This is a genomic window from Psychrobacter sp. AOP30-A2-5 (assembly GCF_052378115.1).
Lineage (GTDB): Bacteria > Pseudomonadota > Gammaproteobacteria > Pseudomonadales > Moraxellaceae > Psychrobacter.
This window is the reverse complement of the sequence record NZ_JBQSXK010000004.1, coordinates 26,729-50,778: the sequence shown is the minus strand read 5'-3', so window position 1 is coordinate 50,778 and position 24,050 is coordinate 26,729. Positions and strand designations below refer to the sequence as shown.

The following is a 24,050-nucleotide window of genomic DNA, read 5'->3' as shown; positions in this document are numbered from 1 at the left end:
GACGGTTCACATGTCAAAACTGGATAACTCGTTGTATGTCAGACTTTACTAAAACATCTTCATCCTCTGCTAACACGGGCAATATCCGTATTGATCCGACTGGCTTTGTAAAGCTTGGCGCACAGTTGCCAGCGCTGGCGAATACCTTGGCACAAGCGGTCAATGAGCTCAATTTACCCTTGAGTGAGACGCAGCAGCGCACATTATTATTGTACTTAGACCAGCTTTTGTTGTGGAATAAAGCGTATAATCTGACCGCCATCACTGATCCAGAAGAGGCATTGATCAAACATATAATTGATTGTTTGGCTATTATAACGCATTTACCGTCAGGGTCACTGTTAGATATTGGCACAGGAGCAGGGATGCCAGCGGTTATTATTGCGATTTGTCAGCCAGAGCGTCAATGCACCGCACTTGATAGTAATCAGAAAAAAATTCGTTTTATTAAGCAAATCAGCAGTGAGCTTGGCTTGAATAATATGCAGCCAATTGCTTCTCGTATCGAGGCGCATGACGCCAGCTATGACGTTGTGACTTCTAGAGCCTTTGCCAGTTTGATCGATTTTGTCGAAGTGGCTCAGCCGCGCTTAGCAGATAACGGTTACCTATGCGCGATGAAAGGCAAAGCGCCAAGCGATGAAGAACTACAAGCGCTGGACAATGACTGGCATATTAAGACGATTAAGCTTAAAGTGCCTCGTTTACATGATAGTCGTCATTTAATTGAATTGTCCTATAAAAATGTCTAAGCTATGAACACCTTTTAAGTGATACATGTCGGTATCACATGATTTTGTGGATATTTGAATGGCATAATATTCAAAATATAGTGATGCAAATCGTGCTAATTAGATAAAAGTACTCGTATTGTTTACGCTTATGAGTATGATGCTATGCAAAGTTTAGCGAAAAATTGATTGTGTAAGCCAAAAGTAAAATAACAGTAATAGACCCTAATTAAATTGAGTGAGTGTATGGAAATCATAGCAATTGCGAATCAAAAAGGCGGCGTGGGCAAAACCACGACGGCAGTAAATTTGACCGCCAGCTTGGCTGCGAAGCGCAAGCATGTACTGCTGATTGACTTAGACCCACAGGGTAATGCGACCAGTGGTACGGGTGTTGATAAAAACGAGCTTGGGCTAACTATCGCTGACGTATTATTGGATGGAGTATCGCTGTCTGATGCTATTGTTACCAGTCCGGCGGGGTTTGATGTGATCGGTGCCAATCGTGATTTGGCAGGCATGGATATCACCCTAATGAACAAGACCAATAGTCATGAGCTGTTTAAAACAGCAATGGTGGCTTTGGTTAATGATCAGCTAGCTGCTAAAAAACCTGCTTACGATTATGTGGTTATAGACTGTGCACCCAGCTTGAATTTGCTGACGATTAATGCGTTAGTTGCTACAGATAGCGTTATTATTCCTATGCAGTGTGAATACTATGCATTAGAAGGATTGGCTGATTTGTCGCAGACGATTGAGCGTTTAACGGAATTGAATCCGAAGCTATACATTCGTGGTGTAGTGAGAACATTATTTGATGCACGCAATACACTGGCTCGTGATGTCTCTGCCGAGCTGGAAGCGCACTTTGGCGATATTATGTATAAAACCCATATTCCAAGAAATATTCGCTTGGCAGAAGCGCCAGCACATGGTTTGCCAGTTATCGCTTACGAGAGATGGTCAAAAGGTGCGCGCGCTTATCAAAAATTGGCGGCTGAAGTCATGAAACAAAGTGACTAATATGCATGTATGCATGTTTTTTAGCACCAATGATAGACTGCAAGCAAAAGCGTGCAAACAGATATCGAGTATTGAATGTCGTATTTATAAGTAATGAGTAAGCTGTATTAATAATTATTTGGCTTTTATTTTAGCGTTAGAGGATAGGTAATCATGGCGAAGAAAAGAGGGTTGGCTGCCAATCGAGGCTTAGATGCCTTATTGGGGTCAATCAAAAAAGAAAAGCAAATCACCGCCTCTGCCTTGCAAGACGATATGGCGGCGCGTGAGAGTACTTTGCCAGCTGAAACGCTAAACGCTGATAGATTAAATATTAGCACACCTGCTAAATCTGATAGTAATGAGACCAGTGAAAAACCAACGACCAAACCTATTGCCTCTGACACCACTGCCAGCAGTCGAACCACACGGTCGCCGCGCACGATAAATAAAGGTACGGCTAATAAAAGTCGTGTTAATGGAACAGATGCCATTGCCTCTGAAGACCAGATCAGCTTGGTGCAAATAGATGTCACGCGTTTGCAAGCGGGTAAGTATCAGCCACGCCGTGATATGAGTGAAACGGCGCTTGCAGAGCTGGCGTCTTCGATTGAGCAGCACGGTGTCATGCAACCGATCGTTATCCGTCCGTTGTTAGCCAATGAAGACAAGAGTGAAGCATTCGTTACCCATGAGATCATTGCTGGCGAGCGCCGCTGGCGAGCGGCAAAAATGGCAGGTAAATCTGTCATTCCAGCGATTGAACGTGCTTTATCGGATGAGCTTGCCATCGCACTGGCCTTGATTGAAAATATCCAGCGTGAAGACTTGTCTGTGATTGAGCAGGCCGCCGCATTACAACGTTTTCATACTGAATTTGGTATGAGTCATGCGATGATTGCCGAAGTCGTTGGCAAGGCGCGCACCACCGTATCAAACCTGCTGCGTCTCAATCAGCTACATGATACAGTCAAAGATCATTTGGCAAATAGCGCCTTAGATATGGGTCATGCGCGCACGCTATTGGCATTATCTTCTGAGCAGCAGCCGATTATCGCGCAAAAAATTATCGACGGCGGTATGACGGTACGCGACGCTGAAAAGTTGGTTAAATCGATCTTGCAGCCTGCGCCTAAAGCCAATCGTGCTGAGCAAACGCAATCTCGTGAGGTTGAGCGCTTAACGCAAAGGCTGACAGATATGTTAGGGGCTGAAGTCAAACTCAAACACAAAAAAGATGGTCAGGGTAGTGTTGAGATATTTTTCCATAACCAAGATCAATTAGCAGCTTTGATTAAGCACATAGAAGCACAGGCTTGATATCGCTAACGAGTTTGTCATGATGCTGTAAATATTAAGATATTTTGATAACCGCTATTTTTATAAAAATATAAAAGAGAGTCAATATGTGGGAGTTGGTAAAAGCGGGTGGTTGGTTGATGACGCCTATCGTGGTGTGCTCAATATTGGCATTGGTTATCATCATCGAGCGTAGTCATACCTTACAGTTTAATAAAGTTGCTCCGAGTAGATTGCGCGAACAGCTAATCACGCGCTTACGTGAGAATGGGGATATTGGTCGTACACAGTTGATGAATGTCAAAGAAAAAACACCTTTGGGAGATATTTTAGCGACAGGGCTGCTGTATCGTCAATATGGCTTAGACTCGATGACGATGCATATGCAAAACCGCGCTAGCGTACAAGTGCATCAGTTAGAAAAAAACATCAATATGCTTGGGACCATAGGGGCGATTGCGCCACTACTGGGGTTGTTAGGCACGGTGTTAGGCATTATTTCGTCGTTTTTGGCGATTACCGATGGCGCGATGCAAGACCCAACGATGCTTGCTGCTGGTGTGTCACAAGCGTTGATTACGACTGCTGCTGGTATGATCGTGGCTATTCCAGCACTGGTTGCCTATCGTTATTTTCAGCGCCGTATTATCGATATTAATGCCCAGTTTGAGACGCAAGCGGGACTCATGATTCAAGAGTTGTATGATTATCATTTGCTGAAAAATACGTCTACTGCTGGTTTGAATGTGCCTGCACATCGTGCGCCATCGGCTGACGTTGTAGATCACGAGTATGCAGTGGATGGATTAAGCTCAAATAATGGTGTTGCCGTCACTTCTTAGCATTTATTTCTTATTATTTGTGACTGTTCAGCACGCCCTAATAATCCATCAAGCACATGAGTATTCAGTAAATTAAAGAGAGTGATATGCGCTTTAGAAAACCGACTGTTGAGCCGCTCGAAATTAACTTGACCCCGATGATTGACTGCTTGTTGTTTTTGATTGTGTTTTTACTGTTAGCAACGTCGTTTAATCATTTTAGTCGTTTAAATATTATTCTTCCTGAAGCTGAAGGTGTTGCGCTGACAGAAGAGAAAAACAGTATCGAAGTGGCAGTACAAGAAGATGGCAGTTATCTGGTGAACGGTATTACGCTTGCTAGTAGCAATGAGGCAGAGTTGACAAGTATGCTACAACAAGAAGCTGGCAGTAATCGTGACATGCTATTTGTTATTGCTGCGGATGCCAATGCCACCCACCAATCGGTTGTGCGAGTGATGGACATTGCGGGTAAACTGGGATTTTTGAATCTTAATATCAGTACGGTCGTGCCACTTGGTCAGCCGTTACCGCAGTAGCCTATAGCTACTTTATTGCCATTGATAGATGTTCTTATAAAACTGTAATTTTAACGCAGTCCATTCATGTTATGACCCCCAAATTGAGGCTTTTATGAGCCAAGCATATCAACCTGACTCTGCAAAAACTGCTGCTAAAAAACTATCAGCAGAGCCGTCAAACATACCTAAACATAAGACCTTGCTGCGTTTGCTGAGTTATTTAAAACCATACTGGTGGGCATTAATGCTTACTGTGTTGGGCTTTGCGATTAATGCGGCGACAGAGATTTGGATTGCCAAATTACTTCAATACATCACCGATGCCATTAATCAGAACGATCAAAGCAAACAAGATTTATTTCCATTATTGATCATTGGTCTGTTTTTTGTCCGCGGTGTTGGTAGCTTTTTGGGTAATTACTATTCTGCTCTGGTCTCACGTAATTTGGTATATGAGCTGCGAGTGGAAGTCTTTAATAAATTGCTTCGTCTGCCAAGCTCTTTTTACTTAGCCAATCCTGCTGGTACCATTTCATCCAAGCTGATATTTGATGTTGAGCAAGTCACCGCCGCTAGTACAGACTCTATGAAGACGCTACTGCGGGATGGTTTGACAGTCGTCGCCTTGATAGGTTTCTTGCTTTATAGCAATTGGCGTTTGACGTTGATTTTATTCGTTGTGCTACCGCCAATATTGTGGCTTATTCGCATCGCCTCAAAGCGTTATCTAAAGTTGTCTAAGGGTATTCAAGAGACGATGGGTGATGTCAGCCATATTACCAATGAAGTGATTGGTGGCTATCAGGTTGTCAAAAACTATGGCGGTCAAGCATACGAAGCCGCACGCTTCGATAAAACATCGAAAAAGAACTTACGCCAAGGCATGAAGGTCGTGGTGACCAACAGTATCAATACGCCAGCAGTACAGCTGCTAATGGCTGTCGCCATGTCAGTTGTGGTGTGGCTCGCACTACGCCCATCGGTGATTGACAATATCTCAGCGGGTGAGTTTATCTCATATATTGCCGCTGCAGGTTTGCTCAGCAAGCCGGTACGCTCATTGACTGATGTGAATCAAAAACTGCAAAAAGGGATTGCGGCAGGTGAGTCTATTTTTGCATTGCTAGATGAGCCAGAAGAAACAGATACTGGTGTGCTTAGCCCTACTTTGACAGGTGAAATTAAGCTGGATAATGTCAGTCTGGTTTATCCTGATTCGACGGTCGCTTTGCGTGACTTTACATTAGATGTAAGAGCGGGTGAGACGGTTGCATTGGTAGGGCGAAGTGGTGCTGGTAAGTCCTCTTTAGTGAATTTACTGACGCGTACCTTATCGACTTCTTCTGGGCAAATTACTTTGGATGGCATACCGATTGAAGACATTAAGCTTGAGAGCTTACGGGCGCAGATTGCGATGGTCAATCAGCAAGTAGTCCTGTTCAATACCACGGTATTTAACAATATTGCTTATGGTGGCTTAGCCAGTAAAACCCAAGCTGAAGTTGAACGCGCCGCAAAAGATGCTTTTGCCCATGATTTTATTATGAAAATGCCAAACGGCTATCAAAGTGAAATCGGTGCTGAAGGTTTGCAGCTGTCTGGCGGGCAGCGTCAGCGCTTATCGATTGCTCGTGCGCTATTAAAAGACGCGCCGATTTTAATTTTAGATGAAGCAACCAGTGCTTTAGACAATGAGTCAGAGTACTACATTCAACAAGCGCTTGATAATGTGATGAAAGATCGTACGACGTTAGTCATTGCACATCGATTAACCACTATTGAGTCCGCAGATCGTATCGCCGTGTTAGACAGCGGTCAAATCGTTGAGTTAGGCACGCATGATGAGCTGATGCAATTGCAAGGTCATTATGCACAAATGTATGAGCGCGATTTTGAGTAGATTTATGTATCGCTATCTTGCAACACTCTTGCCACTTGAGCCGCACTAAAATAATAGGATAAGTAGCCAATAATAATGAGCATTGAGACGACAGTGACGCGTGCCTGGCAACGTCAAGCCGCTTGGCTATGGCTATTGCTACCTATTAGTTGGTTGTATGGACTCATCACCACGCTGCGTCGTCAAGCTTACAAATCTGGGCTGTTAGAAAGTTATCGTGCGCCGGTTCCCGTGATGGTGATCGGTAATATCAGCGTGGGCGGTAGTGGCAAAACGCCATTAATTATTGCCTTGGTTGATTATCTACAAGAACGGGGAATAAAGGTAGGTGTTATTAGTCGTGGTTATGGTGGTGATACCAGTCAAATGCCCGCTTTGGTCGATGCCACCAGTTTGCCCAATGTGGTAGGGGATGAGCCTTGTTTGATTGTCAATATGACAAATGCGCCCATGGCAGTATGTCCTGATCGTAAGCAAGCAATTATGACCTTGTTAGCTGCCCATCCTGACTTGCAATTCATTATTGCCGACGATGGCTTGCAGCATTATGCACTGCAACGTGACATTGAATGGATTGTGGTCGATTCGACACGAGGCTTTGGTAATCAGCAACTCCTGCCAACAGGGTTTTTACGTGAGCCCATGTCACGCTTACAGGGGGCAACTGTCATCTACCATGAGCCACTAAAAACAGATTCAGTTGATAATAACAAAGATAATAGCAGTCTATATCGAGCCAATCGCTTGACGATGCATCTAGAGGCGAATGCTCTGCAACTCTTATGGCAACCTACTTTATCTTATTCTCACATTGATGCGCCTAAAAAGGGCCATAAAGTACATGCGGTGAGCGGTATTGGTTATCCGCAGCGGTTTTTTGATACTTTAAATTCGCTTGGCTTCGATGTCGTTGGACATGCTTATCCTGATCATTATGATTTTGACTTGGCGGAATTGTTACAGTATACAGAATATCCAATCGTAGTAACCAGTAAAGATGCGGTAAAAATGAGAGCGTTGTTGTCGAAAGCCACTACTGATAAAGCGCTAAATGATGAGTATCAAGAGCTGATAAACAGACTATGGGTACTGCCAGTAACCGCCGAACTCTCTGACAGCTGTTATGATAATCTGCAGCAGCAGCTAAAGAAGCTAGGTATTGATATCGAAAATAATGACAGTACCAATAACAATAATAAAGCAAATAATAAATGATGCTTTAAACCGTATAAAAATTGCTATAGGAAACCCCATGTCGTCAGTAATTATACCCGCCAAAACTCATATTGTTATCCCTGCTCGTTTTAAGAGCACACGGCTGCCTGGCAAGCCATTACTAGAAATACATGGTAAGCCGATGATTCTTTGGGTTGCTGAAAAAGCGCAAACAGCGCACTTCGCTGATGATATGTGCATTGCCACGGATGATGACGATATTGCCAAGGTATGCATGGATGCAGGGTTTGATGTGGTGATGACCAGTAGCGAGCATGCTTCAGGCACTGACCGTTTGGCAGAGGTAGCCGCCATTAAAGGATGGGCTGACCATGATATCGTGGTCAACATGCAAGGTGATGAACCGTTAGTGCCACCGTTATTATTGGAGCAGGTAAAGGCGCTTTTGGTCGCAGACAGTGATAGCGTGATGGCGACTTTGTGTGAGTCTATCGACGACTATGAGACCTTTATGCGCTCATCAGTGGTAAAGGTTGTCAGTCAACAATCTAATCACTTGCAACGTGCGCTTTATTTTAGCCGAGCACCCATTCCTTGCGACCGTGATGTCGTATTGTCCAATGATGGTCATAGAAACCCACCAAAAAATGCTTATCGTCATTTAGGGTTATATGCTTATCGCGTCCGTTTATTGCAGCAGTTTGTGCATTGGCCGCAAACGCCACTTGAGACACTTGAGAGCCTAGAGCAGTTACGCGTTTTAGAAAATGGAGCGCAGATTGCTATTGCAGTTGCCGCTTGTCATCTACCTGCAGGGGTCGATACCCAAGAAGATTTAGACCGCTTAAATGCCATGAGTTTGACTGAATTTCAGAGCCCCATTGGATAGATAGCCTAAGCAAAAATATTTCATCTAAAGCGTCATGAACACGCTATATCCTGAATAATCAAGCGAAGTGATAGGACGTTAGCTATGAGTGATAAGACGCAAAATACAGGCACAATGGATACTACAGACCACATTTATTTCGCCGCGTTATTGCCATGGCAGAAAAATCTGTGGTCGCAATTGACCAAGCGAGTTTTGACATCACAGCAATCTTTGCCACATGCGCTATTAGCTGCTGGTATGCAGGGTATGGGCAAGCGGGCTTTTGTATGGCGTTTGGTCGCTTGGCTATTATGCCGTAAGCGTGATAGCCATCCCACAGGGGCTTGCGGCGCGTGTGAAAGTTGCCAATGGCTAAGATCTGGCACGCATCCAAGCTTACAGGTATTGCCACTGATCAGTATGCCGATCAGTGCAGATAGTGCAGATAGTGCTGATAATCAAGAAAAATTAAGTAACGCTGCAAAGGATAAAAAATCATCCAAAACAGCCAATAACAGTGCTCTTAAGATTAAAGTGGATGATATCCGCAACTTGCAGCCTTTTATCTACCAAGGTGGTCAAGGGATGCGTATCTGTGTGTTAGACCATGCAGAGCAAATGACGATTGCTGCGGCCAACGCGCTACTCAAAACCTTGGAAGAACCACAAGCTAAAGTCCATTTGTTTTTGATCAGCGATACTCCAGCACAACTACTGCCCACCATTAAAAGTCGGGTGCAGCAGTTGCCATTACAGACCATTCAGCCTATGATCGCCGTTGACTATGTGACACAGGCACTTGGCTCTACGGTCAATCGTGAAGCGGTCGGAACGGCTGCGATTGAGCAGCTTATCCAATTGGCAAATGGCGCACCTTTGGCAGCGATAGCCATGGCACAAGCGCCATGGTATAGCAAACGTGCGCTATGGTTGACGACGTGGCAGGCATTGCGTAGTGGTAAACGTAGTAGTGTGGCAGCCAGTGACTATTGGCAAAACCAACTGAGTATCACGGAATTTATTCAGCTTTCTGAGCTGATGCTACTTGATATGCGCCGTCTTTACTTAGGGCTTAATGAGCTTCAAAAAGATGTCAATCTATCCGCTGCCTTAGAAAAATATCCACCTGATAATAATGGCCTCGCACTTTTTTCTAATAGCTTACAGCAGACAAAAATCGCTCTGCAACAAAATGTGCAAGAAAAATTTGCCTATGATAAGCTAATGCAAGAATTGGCTTGTTTATAAGAAAATCTGCCTTGATAGCAAATAAAAATACCAAACTTAATGAAGGAAGCTGACTATGGCCATGCCAGGACGCGGCGGGATATTAACCTGCCACATTGAAAATATCGAAATGTTATATGCCAGCTACTTGTCCTTTGTCAGTAATGGCGCATTATTTGTGCCATCCAATGACGCTCAGCAGCTAGGTAACGAGGTATTTATCGCCATCACTTTACCCAATTCTAGCGAGCGTTTGCCTATGAATGGCAAAGTGGTTTGGATTAACGCCAAAACTCAAGGTGGTCGACCGGCAGGTTTTGCGGTACAGATTGGAACTGATATTGCAGGTCAAAGAATTAAAAACGAAGTTGAGCGATTATTGGCGGGTAAAATAGATGGTTTGCAGTCCACCTATACCATGTAATTATTTATTGTACTTGTAATGGTTTTGATGAATGTTAGACGACTATTATTCAACAAACAGTATAAAAAAAGCCACCTTATATATCGATAAGGCGGCTTTTTTTATGAGCATAAGACTAGGGCGTGTCTTCATTTTAAAAATGGTGATAAAAATTGCCGTCAAACAATGAAGGTAATGCCAATAATATCGAGATATCAATAAGCTGTTTGACTATCCTTGGCAAAATGTAGCCATTATTAGCCAATTTAGAGGACAATCGATTGAATTGAGGACACGGCTTACGTAAAACCAGCATATCTTTTAATAGCGCGGTGGCACATACATATCATCTGGAATAGGCTCACGGTAGTATTCGTCATCACGTTTACGATCGGGTAATTCTACTTCATCACGTGGCACTTCCTTATAAGGAATTTGTTCGAGTAGATGAGCAATACAGTTTAGCCTTGCGCGTTTTTTATTGTTACCTTCAACCACCCACCAAGGTGCTTCAGGGATATGCGTTCGCTCAAACATGGTCTCTTTAGCCTTGGTATAGTCTTCCCAACGGCGGCGTGACTGTAAGTCCATGGCTGAGAGCTTCCATTGCTTGAGCGGATCATGAATACGGCTCATAAAGCGTGAATGCTGCTCATCATCAGTGATCGAAAACCAGTACTTCACCAAGCGAATACCTGAGCGTACTAGCATACGTTCAAACTCAGGCACCGACTGAAAAAATTCTTCATACTGTGCATCGGTACAAAAACCCATCACACGCTCAACCCCCACACGATTATACCAACTGCGGTCAAACAGCACAATCTCACCAGCAGCAGGCAAATGGGCGACATAACGCTGAAAATACCATTGTGATTGCTCACGTTCTGTCGGTGCAGGTAGGGCAGCCACTCGACACACACGAGGGTTTAAGCGCTGCGTGATACGCTTGATAGCGCCACCTTTACCCGCCGAGTCACGACCCTCAAATATGACGACGATACGCTCACCGCGATCAACGACCCAGTCTTGCAACTTAATAAGCTCGCGCTGTAGCCTTACCAACTCTTGAAAGTACATACGCCGATCAAGTCTTTCTTGCTCACTCATTTCGCGCCCATCAAAACGAAAATCACGCACATAATCATCTATCTCGTTTTCTAGCTCTTCATCATAAGTATCGATGAGGTCTTCGTGCATTTTACGCCGCAACTGATCATTAAAAACCTCCTTATCCATACGCTCGATAAAACTGTGTTGCTCAGGTGAGCTAAGTTCCTGACGCTCTTGTGGCGTGAGGGATTTGGGATTGATGGACGAAGGTATCTTACCCATAAAAAACTCCTAATCAGTGTTGTTATGATTTTTATTGGTTATCCTCTTACTTTAGCATAACTACCGATAGAGCTATGCGTTGGCTACGTTTCATTATTGTGTTGTTAGCAAGACCATGACTATCATCCAGTTTTGAGTAGTGAATGGGCATAAAAAAGCACCCTCTAATCCATCGATTAAAGAGTGCTTTAAAGTATTCATGCTAACTATTGACTGATAATACCAATCAAATAATAGCAGTCAAAGAGTTATTTCTCTAAGATACAAGTCACGCCCTGACCACCAGCTGCACAGATAGAGATTAGTGCACGACCTGAGCCTTTTTGATCCAATAGCTTCGCTGCAGTGGCTAGGATACGACCACCCGTTGCGGCAAATGGATGACCCGCAGCTAACGACGAGCCATTAACGTTTAGCTTGCTACGATCGATAGAGCCTAGTGGTGCATCTAGTCCTAGACGCTCTTCACAGAATTTTTCATCTTCCCAAGCAGCTAGTGTTGATAACACTTGTGATGCAAAGGCTTCATGGATTTCATAAAAATCGAAATCTTGTAGTGTTAGACCTGCACGCTCAAGCATACGCGGTACGGCATAAGCAGGTGCCATTAATAGGCCTTCTGTGGTGCCAGATTTACCAATGAAATCAACGGCGGCCGTTTCTTGATGAACGATATAAGCCAATGGCTTAAGACCACGCTCTTTTGCCCACTCATCGGTTCCTAATAGGACACAAGAGGCACCATCCGTTAACGGTGTAGAGTTGGCTGCTGTCATCGTTGGGTTGGCGTTCTTTTTACCAAACACAGGCTTTAATTTAGCCAGTTTTTCCAAAGTGGTATCAGGACGCAAGTTGTTATCGCGCGTCAGACCTTTGTATGGAGTGATTAGGTCGTCAAAGAATCCTTCATCATAAGCGCGCGCTAGGTTTTGATGACTGTTAAAAGCAAGCTCATCTTGTGCTTCGCGGCTGATATTCCACTCAAGAGTGGTGATGGCTTGATGGTCGCCCATTGATAGACCAGTGCGTGGTTCACCGTTTTGTGGCGAATCGATTAAGTCTTTTGGATTTAGACCCATTAGTGCTTTTAAGCGTTGTTTGTTGTCTTTAGCCGCGCCCAGTTTGATCAGTACTTTACGTAGACCATCACCAATCGCGATCGGTGCATCAGAGGTCGTATCTACGCCACCAGTAATCGCTGAATCGATAAGACCCAGTGCGATTTTATTGGCAGAAGCAAAAGTCGCTTGCAAGCCAGTACCGCAAGCTTGTGAGATATCATAAGTTGGCGTATGTGGGTTGAGCGCTGTGTTAAGTGTGGCTTCGCGAGTTAGGTTGATGTCACGGCTTAGTTTCATGACGGCACCAGACACCACTTCACCCAACACTTCGTCTTGTAGATTATAGCGTTCAATCAAGCCATCTAATGCAGCTGTCAACATGTCGGTGTTGCTAACGTCAGCGTATGAACCGTTCGAGCGTGCAAACGGAATACGGTTGCCACCTAAGATAGCCACACGATTTTGACCAGCAACGGCTTTTGTTTTGCTGGTTTTTTTGGCGGCAGACGCTGGCTTTTTCGTAGTAGAATCTGGTGATTTATCATTCGCCTCTGTAGTGCTAGCAGACTCTTTATTACTAGAAGACTCTTTATTAGACATGTCTGTAGCTGTCGTGCTTTTAGCTTTTTTAACAGCCGTTTCTGTTTTGGCGCTGTCTGATTTATTATCAGTAGATTTTGACGCACTGGCTTTGACCACTGTGCTTTCAACAACAGGGCTATCAGGGTGATTGTTTTTATTACTCATAATATTATCCTTAAAAAATATGGGCAGAAGAAAAGAGGGTAACAATAGTAAAGCTAATAATAAAAATGATTACATTAAAAAATTCAATAATCGAAAATAAACAAGAAGCAAATATTATCACTTATTACGCAGCATAACTGTTTATGATAAGACGTTTTTACGACCTTACTGTATATCTTTGGCAAACTATGTGACGCTTATCTAAGGTCGGTATCAGCTTTGAAAGATATCAATATGACTTTCGTAGACTGGCTAGTATCGATTATTGGCATTGCATAACGATAGATTTGATAATATATTGTTATCGATAATTGCATTTGCTATAACTTATAGGTCTGATTTTAGCACAATGTGGTGATTTTTAAATCCAGAAAAAGTGACCGCCTTGTATACTGAGTTGTTTACAGATTGTTGTAGACATTATCGGTTTTTGGACTTGTTTAAGATGGCAGTGTATAGTTAGGCCAGCTTTAGACTCATTTACTAAATATCAATAATTATGAGGTTATTGAGTCTATATAATAGGCACATTACATTTATTACTATTATTCTAACCGTTCGTTATAGGGATTATATTATGTCAGACCGTTATGGTGATTTTGTTCAGTCTTCTATTGGCAAAAAAGTGGCCAAAAATTTAGGTTTACCGTTACCTGTTACTCTTGATCGCTTCGAAAGCGGTGAGCCTTTAGTACGTGGTAGCGTATTGGTTGGTCGTGCTAATGGCGATGATAAAAGCGTCAGTGAGTCTGTGGCGCGAATTTTGTCAGACGTACATGCTGATGTTTATGTAAACAGCAGTGATGATATCAAAGATGCCCTTGCTGATGCAGGCGTTGAAGCAAAAGCCAATACGGGCGGCGATGATAAATTTAAAGTTTTGTTGTTTGATGCCAGCAATATTAGCAATGCCGATCAATTAAAAGAAGTGTATGAGTTCTTCCATACTGTCGCTCGTCGTGTAGAAAAGTCTGGTCGCGTCATTATTATTGGTCGCCCACCAGAAAATATCACTGACATTGATACAGCTTTGGCTCAGCGTGCGCTTGAAGGCTTTGTAAAGTCTGTCGGTAAAGAGTTCAAACGCGGTATTACGGCACAGCTTGTTTATGTGGAAGACGGCGCAGAGCAAAATCTAGATTCGACTTTACGCTTTTTCACCTCAGCTCGTTCAGCTTATGTCTCAGGACAAGTCGTACGCGTTAGTAAGGGTAGTAACGTTGATGTCGATTGGACACAGCCTCTTGGCGGCAAAACCATGCTGGTGACTGGCGCAAGCCGCGGTATTGGTGAAGCAATTGCTCGTGTATTGGCTCGCGAAGGCGCTCACGTTATCTGCCTCGATGTACCGCAGCAACAAGCAGACCTACAAAAAGTCGCTAGCGAAATTAGTGGCTCAGTATTGACCGTCGACATCACCAGTGATGACGCTGGCAAACAAATCGCCGAAGCCGCACAAAAGCGTGGCGGATTAGATTCAATCATCCATAATGCTGGCGTCACTCGTGATAAGACATTGGCAAACATGGACGAGAAAAAGTGGGACATGGTTATCGATATTAACCTAGGTAGTATTGCTAGGCTGAACCGCTATTTACTAGACAACGATGTATTAAAAGACAATGCACGTATTGTTTGTGTGTCATCGATTTCAGGTATCGCTGGCAACTTGGGTCAAACCAACTATGCCACCTCTAAAGCAGGGGTGATTGGTTTGGTGAATGCCACTGCCAAGCAGTTAGAAGACAACGCCAAAGGCATGACAATCAATGCCGTTGCTCCAGGGTTTATTGAAACGCAAATGACAGAAGCCATTCCATTTGCTATTCGTGAAGCGGGTCGCCGTATGAACTCTATGAGCCAAGGCGGCTTGCCAGTAGACGTGGCTGAGACCATCGCATGGTTTGCATCACCTGCTTCTGGTGGCTTAAATGGCAACATCGTTCGCGTTTGTGGTCAAAGCTTATTGGGTGCTTAACATCACTTTATAAGTAAGTGTCAATTATAAGTAAGTGTCAATTATAAGTAAGTGTAGATGATGATTTAGATTATGATAAATAGCTGATATTAATCAGTATTTTCAATTTTCCTCACATATGCTTACGAAAAAATTGCTCATAAATCGTAATAAAGCTGCCCAAGGGTGGCTTTTTTATGATAAAAACACAGAGAACCAGTAGCCAAATTGTTTTTTGCTGTGAGAGTTGCTTACATTGTCTAAAACCACGCCTATGAATTGTGCCTAATTTAGGCATAATACTGGTGGCATTGCTCAATGATAGGCTGTAACCAATAATGTCATAGCATCTTTAGATACACCAAGAAAATTTGCTCAAGCCCCACTTAGGATTTATTATGTCAGACAAACATTATGATGCGTTGCCGAAAGCGCATACGACCTATGCCAATATCGTTAAAAGTTTATTGCCTATTGGTAATAACGGCAAAATCAGTAAAGACCAATTGCCGCAGGCGACTTACTATGTGGACGATTTGCACATTGACCAAAGTAACTTAAACGATTATCGTAAAATTTGTGGTTTTGCAGATAATGGCAAAGTACCCATTACTTACTTCTCAGTGCTGTCTCAAACGCTGCAGATGAATATGATGGTTAAAGAGCCATTTCCATTTGCTATGTTGGGTCTAGTGCACGTCGATAATAGTGTGACTCAGTATCGTCCTATCGGTGAGCGTGAAACGGTTGCTATGTCAGTCACCTTTGATAATTTGCGTGACCATGCTCAGGGTCAGCAGTTTGATTTTGTGACGACGGTCAAGTCAGAAGATAAGGTGATTTGGGAAGGTACTTCGACGTATCTATCACGTAGCAAAAAACCCATCAGCAGCAAAGACAAAAAAAGCACTCCACGTCCAATAACGGTTAAGCCATCAGTCAACCCAGAAGGCGTGCATAGTATCTTTGAAGTGCCAGAAGATATCGGTCGTCGTTATGCTTTTGTTTCAGGTGACTTTAACCTTATTCATCTTCATCCATTATCTGCGCGTGCGTTTGGCTTTCCTAAAGCGATTGCTCACGGCATGTGGTCAAAGGCCAAATGCCTTGCTATGATGGACGAGTTGCCAGATGCGTGTACGGTTGATGTGTCATTTAAACTGCCTATCTTTTTGCCAGCCGAAGTAGAGCTGATCGCTGATCCGGTAGCTGCACTTAAAGACACAGACGATACCTGTGAGTTTGGCTTATTTAGCTCTAAAAATGACAAGCCGCATTTGGCAGGTACGGTTAAATTACAGAGTGGCAATGAGTAAAAGCCAGTAGAACAACTGTCATTTAACTAAAAAATATCTCAATATGGTCGATTCGTGATAGAAAAGTGATAGCGTTAACCTCGCTTGAAGTATTGCTTATACATCGACACGCGGTTGCTTTGTACTTATTTTAACTGGAATTGACCATAGTAAATATAACGAACAAATTTATAATTATGACTTCACATACCGCCGTACCAAACTCAGATCAACTGAATCATTCAGTAGCTACTGACACAGTATCGAATGCTGGCAATAGCGTTTTAGACAATGATGTTGATCTTAGTACTATTCTTGAGCCTTATTTTCGTCCTGACGACACTACCATTGTATGCGGTGCACTCAATGACGAAAAAGTGGTTGCCTTAGCGAACGCTGGGGTTGAGCTAGTGATTAACTTACAGCCAGATGATGAATTGAGCTTTGATGAAGCCGCAGCGGTCGAGCGAGCTGGCATGCACTATGAGCATCTGCCTATTAACGGTGCTGCAGACTTAAAGCAGCTCAATATATTGGCATTTGATAATATATTGCGCCAACATCATGGCAAAAAAACAGCAGTGCATTGTGGCTCAGGCAATAGAGTAGGTGCCGCAATGGCGCTACGCGCAGGATGGTTACGTGGACGTAAAATGGACACCGCTATGGAACGTGGGCGCAGTCATGGATTAACGAAGCTTGAGCAAGAAGTTCATAATCGTCTGTTGGTACCGCGCTAAGACATAAAGATGACAACGTATTATTAAGCAGCATTGCATGACAGAGAGGCGACCACTAGGTTGCCTTTTTTATTAAGGCGCGTTGTTATTTTTAAAATGAGGATAAAAGTTCTAGGGCGTGTCCTCATTTTAAAATGGTGATAAAAATGAGATAAATTGGCGTCAAACAAGGAAAGTAGCGCATATAATATCGAGATACTAAGAAGCTATTTGACGATGTTTGGCAAAATTTAGCTATTTTTAGCCCGTTTAGAAAGTAATCGATTGAATTGAGGACATGCTCTAAGCAAACGAAAAAATAACGAGTTAGTATTGAGATATTGAACAGTTACGCCTTAGCAAATAATGTATTTTTTATCATATGAACACTTAATATTAAGGGCTAAATAGTTCTTACCGTTTAGCTATTTTATAGAAATGGAGCAGGGTAGCCATGATCGATAATAATAAAACCACGCAGATTTTTGATCAACAGATAAATATAACGTTGCAACAACGTTTGCAGCAAATACTCACCGACTTACAGCTAGATGATGCACCAGCAGGGGGTGCCGTGGTTGTCTATCAGGCAGGAGAATGTATTGCACAGGCGAGTGTAGGGATGGCACGTCCAGAGATGCCATGGCAGCCTGATACTTTGGCGATTAACTTTTCGACGGGTAAAGGTATATTGGCGACGCTTGTACATATATTGGTTTCGCAGCAGATGCTTGATTATGACCAGCCTATTGCCCATTATTGGCGTGCATTTTCTGCACAGAATAAAGGGAATATTACGCTACGTAGCGTGATGTCGCATCAAGCCAACTTATTCTCAATTCAGAGTATCGATGCGGATAGCGAAACTTTGCTTGATTGGGATCAAATGCTCAATAAAGTTGCTGCCATGCCAATCACAGCATCAGACCATGGCGAGCTATATGACAGCGCTTATAGTGCTCTGGTCTATGGTTGGGTGTTGGGCGGTCTGATAGAAGCCGTTACGGAAATGTCTTTAGCTGAGGCATTGCGCCATTATCTTACTGAGCCTTTAGGTATTGCTGATAGTTGCTATTTTGGTGTACCAGAGAATAAAGTCAACCAAGTAGCAAGACTCGCCAAAGACTTCGAAGCATCAAATGAGGCTGGCTCACAACTGCGTCATAAACGTCATAAACCAACGCTAAAAGCTGACTCACAAAGTACTTTACGTACTTATGCTAGTCTGCCTAGCTACACTTGTTGGCAGCAGCTCGCCTTAGTTGATATACAAGCGGCAGACCTAAGTTCAGATGATGAGCAAAATACTTTACCGATACTAGACACGGCTCATATTAATCGTTTGTACTTCAATACCAGTCAGCTTAATCTAAAAAATTATAAGGCGGCACTCATACCTGCTGGCAAACAAGCAATCGATTATCACAGTCGTGAGACATTACAGGCGATTATTCCAGCAGCAAATGGTGTCGCTTCAGCTCAGGCATTGGCCACCATCTATGCGATGTTAGCCAACGGCGGAACATGGCAAGGACACACGTTTATTAATAGCGCCACTTTTGAGCAACTATCCAAACCGCAAGTCACAGGGCTAGATGCCGTCATGCCAGCAAACATGGATTGGCGCTTGGGTTATCATCGGTTATTTAGTCTTTGTCAGCATATAGACAGTGAAAAATTTGATGCAAACAAGCAAGGATTTGGGCATATGGGCTATAACGGTTCAGTGGCTTGGTGTGACACAGAGCGTCAGTTGTCATTTGCCTTTATCCATAATTTTGACACCACGATGCTGAATGATGTCCGTCAATTTGCACTAACGGAAGCGGTACTTAACTTAGTCGATTCAGAGCTTTCAAAGCGCTAGATAGCTCTATCGATAAGGTTAATGTGATTTATTCGGCGTCATTTTAAGCAATTTTGTGGCGCTAAGACCATGAATAAAGATTGACGCCAAAATGACAATTGAACAGACGACCCATAGCTTAAGCGCATCTTCATCACCGAAAAAACCTTGGTTGAGCGCATAAGATAAATAATATAGCGTACCAATGCCACGGATGCCCAAAGCAGAAATGGCATACTTTTCAGTGTGTGGCATGTTTAGTCCTGATAAAGCAATAAACCCACCAATGGGACGTATCAACAAGAGGAAAGTGAAGCTGACGATGTAAACACGCCATGTCAGCTCAACACCCGACTGCAATCCTTGACCAAGAAACATGCCGAAAGTGACCAGCACTAGAGACATGAGTAAGCCTTCTGATTGTTCTGCAAAATCATGGAGCTTGTGGTGATAGCTATGCTCATGCTCTGAGCGGCGAAAGGCAAATGCCGCGATAAACACGGCGATAAAGCCATAACTATGTACAAATTCGGCAAGTCCATAAGCCACTAACGTTAGTGCAATGACCACATAGCCTTGAGAAATAGTGGTGTTTTGGCTGTATTTTGAAAATACCAGCTTGGCCATAATTTTACCAACGACAATCCCCACCACCAGCCCAGCACCAATTTTCCATAAGACATCATGAGTGAACCATGACCAGAGCATCTCGAGGGTAAAGGAATTGCCTTGGCTAAAGGCTTCCGCTATTTTTATGGCCAAATAAACAAATGGGAAAGCCAGTCCGTCATTCAATCCTGCTTCTGAGGTCAAAGTAAAGCGCGGTGTATCTTCGCGACCTGTGTTGGGTGGCCCTACTTGAATACTAGAAGCTAAGACGGGATCGGTTGGAGCTAGTACTGCGCCCAGCAATATAGCGGCTCCCAGACTGAGACCAAATGCATAGTAGCCCAGTACCGCCATCGCAAAGATGCCAATCGGCATGGTAATAAGCAACAGACGCACGGTCGGTCGCCACAATTGCCAAGACAGCTTCGTATCAATTTTAATACCAGCACCAACCAAGGATACGAGCACCACAATTTCGGTTAATTTTTCGATAATTAAGCCGTTATTCATAGGGTCTAAAAATGATAAGGTCGTCCACCAGTAGCCCATCAGCAGCCCAAAGCTGACCTGCAACATAGGCAAAGAGATAGGCGTGCGCTTAAATATAATGGGGAATAACGCCCCCAGTAAAAAAGCGATACCGCAGACCAATAAAAATAAATTGTAGTTTTCAATCATAAGGTAGGTGCACGCTGTTATGTTTATCTTAAAAAGTTAGAATAAGGCCATATTTACTAGTCCATTATAATGACGCTAAAAAATAATGATTACCGCAAAAAATCGTTATCAAAACGACATATGCGTTGTTTTTTGGTGAAAAAAAAGCCTGCATAGCGCAGGCTTAATAGATTTTTACCAATATACTTTAACAATTAATAGTTTAAGGCTCAGCGCTCAACTTGACTCACGTCACGTACCGCACCGGTATCGGCACTGGTAGTCATGGCAGCATAGGCACGTAGCGCAGGGGTCACATGACGGTCACGGCTTACAGGCTTCCACGCATCGCGGCCACGAGCTTCCATCGCTTCGCGGCGAGTGGACAAATCGGCATCACTGACTTGCATGTTAATCGTACGATTAGGAATGTCGATATGGATGGTATCGCCTTCTTCAACCAGACCAATGGCGCCACCTTCCGCTGCTTCTGGGCTGGCATGACCAATGGATAAACCTGATGTTCCACCAGAGAAACGACCGTCAGTTAGTAAGGCGCATTCTTTACCCAAGCCTTTAGACTTAAGGTAAGTGGTCGGATATAGCATCTCTTGCATACCAGGGCCGCCTTTAGGGCCTTCGTAGCGGATGATAACCACATCACCTGCGACGATATTGTCAGCTAATACTGCCGCGACAGCATCATCTTGTGACTCAAATAGACGAGCACGACCAGTAAATACTAGGATGCTGTCATCCACACCTGCGGTTTTGACCACACAGCCACGCTCGGCGATATTGCCATACAATACGGCCAAACCACCATCTGTAGAATAGGCATGTAGGGCACTACGGATGCAACCTGACTCACGGTTGACGTCAAGGTTTGACCATTCTTTTGATTGTGAAAATGCCTCAGTGGTACGTATGCCACCCGGTGCTGCAAGGAAGCGTGCGCGAGCCTCTTGATTATCAGGATTCATGATATCCCACTTATCAATCGCGGCTTTCATCGTTGGACTATGGATGGTCGGTACGTCAGTTTTGAGTAAGCCTGCACGATCAAGCTCGGCCAATAAGGCAAAGACACCGCCAGCACGATGCACATCTTCCATATGGTATTTTTGTGAGGCAGGGGCGACTTTTGCAAGGCAAGGTACACCGCGACTTAGACGATCGATATCTGACATTTTGAAATCGACTTCTGCTTCGTTAGCAGCCGCTAACAGATGCAAAATAGTATTGGTTGAGCCACCCATCGCGATATCTAAGGTCATTGCGTTTTCAAAAGCCGCTTTGCTAGCGATGGAGCGTGGCAATACTGAATCATCATCTTGCTCATAGCGACGTTTGGCAAGCGAGACAATGGTGCGTCCTGCTTCTAAAAACAACTCGCGGCGTAGCGAATGGGTGGCGAGTAGCGAGCCATTACCCGGTAATGCCAAGCCCAATGCTTCAGTTAAGCAGTTCATTGAGTTGGCCGTAAACATACCGGAGCACGAACCACAAGTTGGGCAGGCAGAGGCTTCAATAGTGGCTACATCTTCATCACTAATGCTGTCATCAGCGGCATCCATCATCGCATCGACAAGATCAAGCTTACGAATCGCACTACTGTCACTACCATCGGTATTATGGCTTTTACCAACGGTACTGGCTAAAATCTTGCCCGCTTCCATTGGGCCACCTGAAATAAACACTACTGGAATATTGAGGCGCATGGCTGCCATCAACATACCCGGCGTTATTTTATCGCAGTTGGAGATACACACTAGTGCATCCGCACAGTGAGCATTGACCATGTATTCTACAGAGTCAGCAATTAGGTCGCGGCTGGGTAGCGAGTACAACATACCGCTATGACCCATCGCAATACCATCATCGACCGCAATGGTATTGAACTCTTTAGCCACGCCGCCTGCTTGTTCAATCTCACGTGCGACCAGTTGCCCCAAGTCTTTTAGATGAACATGGCCGGGTACGAACTGGGTAAACGAGTTGGCAATCGCAATGATTGGTTTACCAAAGTCGCCATCAGTCATGCCAGTCGCACGCCATAATGCGCGCGCGCCTGCCATATTACGGCCGCCAGTAGAGGTTTTTGAGCGATAATCCATGTGATATTCCTTACAAATAGGCGAGGTTTGTGAAAATGTGCACCCTCAATTTTAATATTGATAGTGTGCTTTTTATAAAATGCGAGGACTAGTGAATAATACTAGGTCGTTACCATACCATTAGATATGAATCACTGAAAACTATTCATTGATAATGCCAAGTCAATAGTAGTCATAACATCGTAAGTATTTGGAAGATAAGGTGTTATTCGACGCGCTCTACTATCGCCGCCTCAAACCAAGGTAGCTCTGTTTTGTCCGCTTCCAATTTAGCGATAACCACTAACGCATGAGTCGCTGGCAAGCATTGATAATCAGCGTTTGCTTCAATACGAAGTAGTTGCTCATTGCCTTCAGCTTGTTCATCTATACTGATTAAGGTTTGCTTATTATTTTTGTAGAGTACATCGATACGACCAAAAAACTGCCAATCTTTAAAAGCGGCTGTAATAGCATCTGCTTCATTCTGGGTATAAAGTTGTTGGGTGTCTTTGCCCGTATTGGTCCAATGCAAGCGTACGGCTAACTGCAGCGCTTCGCTAAAAATCACCAATGACCCGATGATTTTGACATGCCAAGGGCTGCTTATTAGTGCTTCGCTAATACCAATCAGCTTGGCTGCTTCATGAGCGCTCATGGGCGTATTGAACTGTGACAGGAGGGCGGGTGTGAGCGGATTCGCTTGCTTAATCGCATCATTTAAACTGTCGTAATGATATAAGAACGGTAGTGGTAAATCCTGTGTGACCGTCTTTTTAGTGATTTTGCAATTGTGTATCTTCCAACCAATCGTCTTGTCGCTCAGTGCTTCGGCCAGAATGAGCGCGTTAGGCTCAATGCTTTGAGTGGGGGCTTGAGTCTCATTTTCAGTCTCAGCGCTGCTTGGTTGTTTTCCATTATTGAATACAGAGCCAGCTGTGACAGACGTTTGCGCTGCTTGAGCAGGTTCTGTGTAAATGTTACTCATATTTGATTGAGTCGGCAAAGTAGACGAATCCATAAACGTAGTGTTGTTAAAGTAGAGGGTTAATATAACATTTAAAGCGCCTGACTCGCCAACCAAATTAGTGAGCTACCGCGATTAGCTTACGTATTGCGAATTTTTAATAACGAGTGCTATCGCAACTTGTGCTTAAACGACATTTCGTCCACTATATTACAGGTTGTCCCACCCCCTCTAAAAGCTGTTGAGCAACCAATAATCAAACAAGTAAAGGAAAAAATAATGACCCAAGCCAATGAGCAAGCCGCGTATGACGATAACAATATCTTTGCCAAAATGCTAAACGGTGACATTCCCTATCACAAAGTTTATGAAGATGATAAAACCCTTGCTTTTATGGATATCATGCCACAAGCAGAGGGGCATGTGCTGGTGATTCCTAAGCAAAAAGCCGTTGATTTGGCGGATCTTGAACCAGAGTATGCCGCAGCGGTGTTAATGACCGCTAAAAAAGTCATGCAAGCACAGCGTCAAGTGTTTGCGCGTGAAGGCATTATTCAGATGCAATTAAATGGTAGCGAGGCGGGTCAAACCGTTTTTCATTATCACGTGCATCTCATTCCATCGAGTATTCATCAGCTCGGTCGACATGCAGTGACCCAAGCTGATCACACAGAACTGGCTGAAACGGCTAAGCAACTTGCTGCTACCATTACTGTTTAGTAATAAAAAAACGAGATAGCTGTCGAATTAACAAGCAAAACGTAAATTGTTCCAGAATAAAATAAAAAAGTCGCTAACAAGCGGCCT

At 43.8% G+C, this 24,050-nt stretch carries 20 protein-coding genes; 15 read left to right on the top strand and 5 right to left on the bottom strand.

All coding sequences use genetic code 11. The features are described from left to right. Positions 1-35: 35 nt before the first annotated feature. From rsmG to ACT3S4_RS04765, 10 genes are all read left to right on the top strand, one after another. Positions 36-752 (top strand): 16S rRNA (guanine(527)-N(7))-methyltransferase RsmG, encoded by a 717-nt coding sequence (rsmG, locus tag ACT3S4_RS04810; RefSeq protein ID WP_201581185.1) that lies wholly within the window; start codon positions 36-38, stop codon positions 750-752. 225 nt (positions 753-977) lie between these two features. Continuing rightward, positions 978-1,757 (top strand): ParA family protein, encoded by a 780-nt coding sequence (locus ACT3S4_RS04805; protein ID WP_201581186.1) that lies wholly within the window; start codon positions 978-980, stop codon positions 1,755-1,757. 153 nt (positions 1,758-1,910) lie between these two features. Continuing rightward, positions 1,911-3,056, top strand: coding sequence for a ParB/RepB/Spo0J family partition protein (locus ACT3S4_RS04800; protein WP_198330645.1), 1,146 nt, complete (start codon positions 1,911-1,913; stop codon positions 3,054-3,056). Between the two features lie 86 nt (positions 3,057-3,142). Beyond that, positions 3,143-3,877: a MotA/TolQ/ExbB proton channel family protein gene (locus tag ACT3S4_RS04795; protein WP_444760575.1), complete on the top strand. Its 735-nt coding sequence runs from the start codon at positions 3,143-3,145 to the stop codon at positions 3,875-3,877. Between the two features lie 86 nt (positions 3,878-3,963). Beyond that, positions 3,964-4,395, top strand: coding sequence for an ExbD/TolR family protein (locus tag ACT3S4_RS04790; protein ID WP_025651795.1), 432 nt, complete (start codon positions 3,964-3,966; stop codon positions 4,393-4,395). Positions 4,396-4,489: 94 nt separating this feature from the next. Further along, positions 4,490-6,277, top strand: coding sequence for a lipid A export permease/ATP-binding protein MsbA (gene msbA / locus ACT3S4_RS04785; RefSeq protein ID WP_444760574.1), 1,788 nt, complete (start codon positions 4,490-4,492; stop codon positions 6,275-6,277). A 75-nt stretch (positions 6,278-6,352) separates the two neighbouring features. Beyond that, positions 6,353-7,492, top strand: a complete 1,140-nt coding sequence (lpxK, locus tag ACT3S4_RS04780; RefSeq protein ID WP_443509908.1) for a tetraacyldisaccharide 4'-kinase — start codon at positions 6,353-6,355, stop codon at positions 7,490-7,492. Between the two features lie 37 nt (positions 7,493-7,529). Next, positions 7,530-8,342, top strand: a complete 813-nt coding sequence (gene kdsB, locus ACT3S4_RS04775; RefSeq protein ID WP_444760573.1) for a 3-deoxy-manno-octulosonate cytidylyltransferase — start codon at positions 7,530-7,532, stop codon at positions 8,340-8,342. An 84-nt stretch (positions 8,343-8,426) separates the two neighbouring features. Next, positions 8,427-9,572, top strand: a complete 1,146-nt coding sequence (locus ACT3S4_RS04770) for a DNA polymerase III subunit delta' (protein ID WP_201581190.1) — start codon at positions 8,427-8,429, stop codon at positions 9,570-9,572. A gap of 55 nt (positions 9,573-9,627) precedes the next feature. Then, positions 9,628-9,975 (top strand): PilZ domain-containing protein, encoded by a 348-nt coding sequence (locus ACT3S4_RS04765; protein WP_045446052.1) that lies wholly within the window; start codon positions 9,628-9,630, stop codon positions 9,973-9,975. 300 nt (positions 9,976-10,275) lie between these two features. Here ACT3S4_RS04765 and ppk2 read toward each other — a convergent pair whose 3' ends face one another. After that, a complete protein-coding gene (gene ppk2 / locus ACT3S4_RS04760) occupies positions 10,276-11,289 on the bottom strand; it encodes a polyphosphate kinase 2 (protein WP_228139068.1) in 1,014 nt (337 codons plus the stop codon). Positions 11,290-11,537: 248 nt separating this feature from the next. Continuing rightward, on the bottom strand, positions 11,538-13,097 hold the full coding sequence (locus tag ACT3S4_RS04755) for an acetyl-CoA C-acetyltransferase (RefSeq protein ID WP_201581191.1): 1,560 nt from the start codon (positions 13,095-13,097) through the stop codon (positions 11,538-11,540). A gap of 577 nt (positions 13,098-13,674) precedes the next feature. Between ACT3S4_RS04755 and ACT3S4_RS04750 the strand changes: the two genes are divergently transcribed. The 4 genes from ACT3S4_RS04750 (at position 13,675) to ACT3S4_RS04735 (ending at position 18,935) form a co-directional block, all read left to right on the top strand. Beyond that, positions 13,675-15,075, top strand: coding sequence for a 3-oxoacyl-ACP reductase (locus ACT3S4_RS04750; RefSeq protein WP_201581192.1), 1,401 nt, complete (start codon positions 13,675-13,677; stop codon positions 15,073-15,075). Positions 15,076-15,452: 377 nt separating this feature from the next. After that, positions 15,453-16,370 carry a MaoC family dehydratase gene (locus ACT3S4_RS04745; RefSeq protein WP_055124219.1) on the top strand — a complete coding sequence of 306 codons (918 nt, stop codon included), beginning with the start codon at positions 15,453-15,455 and terminating at the stop codon, positions 16,368-16,370. Between the two features lie 176 nt (positions 16,371-16,546). Beyond that, complete coding sequence (locus ACT3S4_RS04740; protein WP_201581193.1) at positions 16,547-17,089, top strand: beta-lactamase hydrolase domain-containing protein; 543 nt, start codon at positions 16,547-16,549, stop codon at positions 17,087-17,089. A 433-nt stretch (positions 17,090-17,522) separates the two neighbouring features. Continuing rightward, complete coding sequence (locus ACT3S4_RS04735; protein ID WP_201581194.1) at positions 17,523-18,935, top strand: serine hydrolase domain-containing protein; 1,413 nt, start codon at positions 17,523-17,525, stop codon at positions 18,933-18,935. An 18-nt stretch (positions 18,936-18,953) separates the two neighbouring features. On the opposite strand, the gene ACT3S4_RS04730 is transcribed toward ACT3S4_RS04735, so the two are convergent. From ACT3S4_RS04730 to ACT3S4_RS04720, 3 genes are all read right to left on the bottom strand, one after another. After that, a complete protein-coding gene (locus tag ACT3S4_RS04730) occupies positions 18,954-20,201 on the bottom strand; it encodes a cation:proton antiporter (RefSeq protein WP_201553713.1) in 1,248 nt (415 codons plus the stop codon). Positions 20,202-20,410: 209 nt separating this feature from the next. Next, on the bottom strand, positions 20,411-22,297 hold the full coding sequence (gene ilvD, locus ACT3S4_RS04725) for a dihydroxy-acid dehydratase (RefSeq protein ID WP_201553714.1): 1,887 nt from the start codon (positions 22,295-22,297) through the stop codon (positions 20,411-20,413). A gap of 205 nt (positions 22,298-22,502) precedes the next feature. Continuing rightward, the gene (locus tag ACT3S4_RS04720; RefSeq protein ID WP_227694081.1) at positions 22,503-23,264 is read right to left on the bottom strand and encodes a hypothetical protein; all 762 of its coding nucleotides are present in this window, start codon (positions 23,262-23,264) and stop codon (positions 22,503-22,505) included. 258 nt (positions 23,265-23,522) lie between these two features. Between ACT3S4_RS04720 and ACT3S4_RS04715 the strand changes: the two genes are divergently transcribed. Next, a complete protein-coding gene (locus tag ACT3S4_RS04715) occupies positions 23,523-23,963 on the top strand; it encodes an HIT family protein (protein ID WP_087814376.1) in 441 nt (146 codons plus the stop codon). Positions 23,964-24,050: the final 87 nt, after the last annotated feature.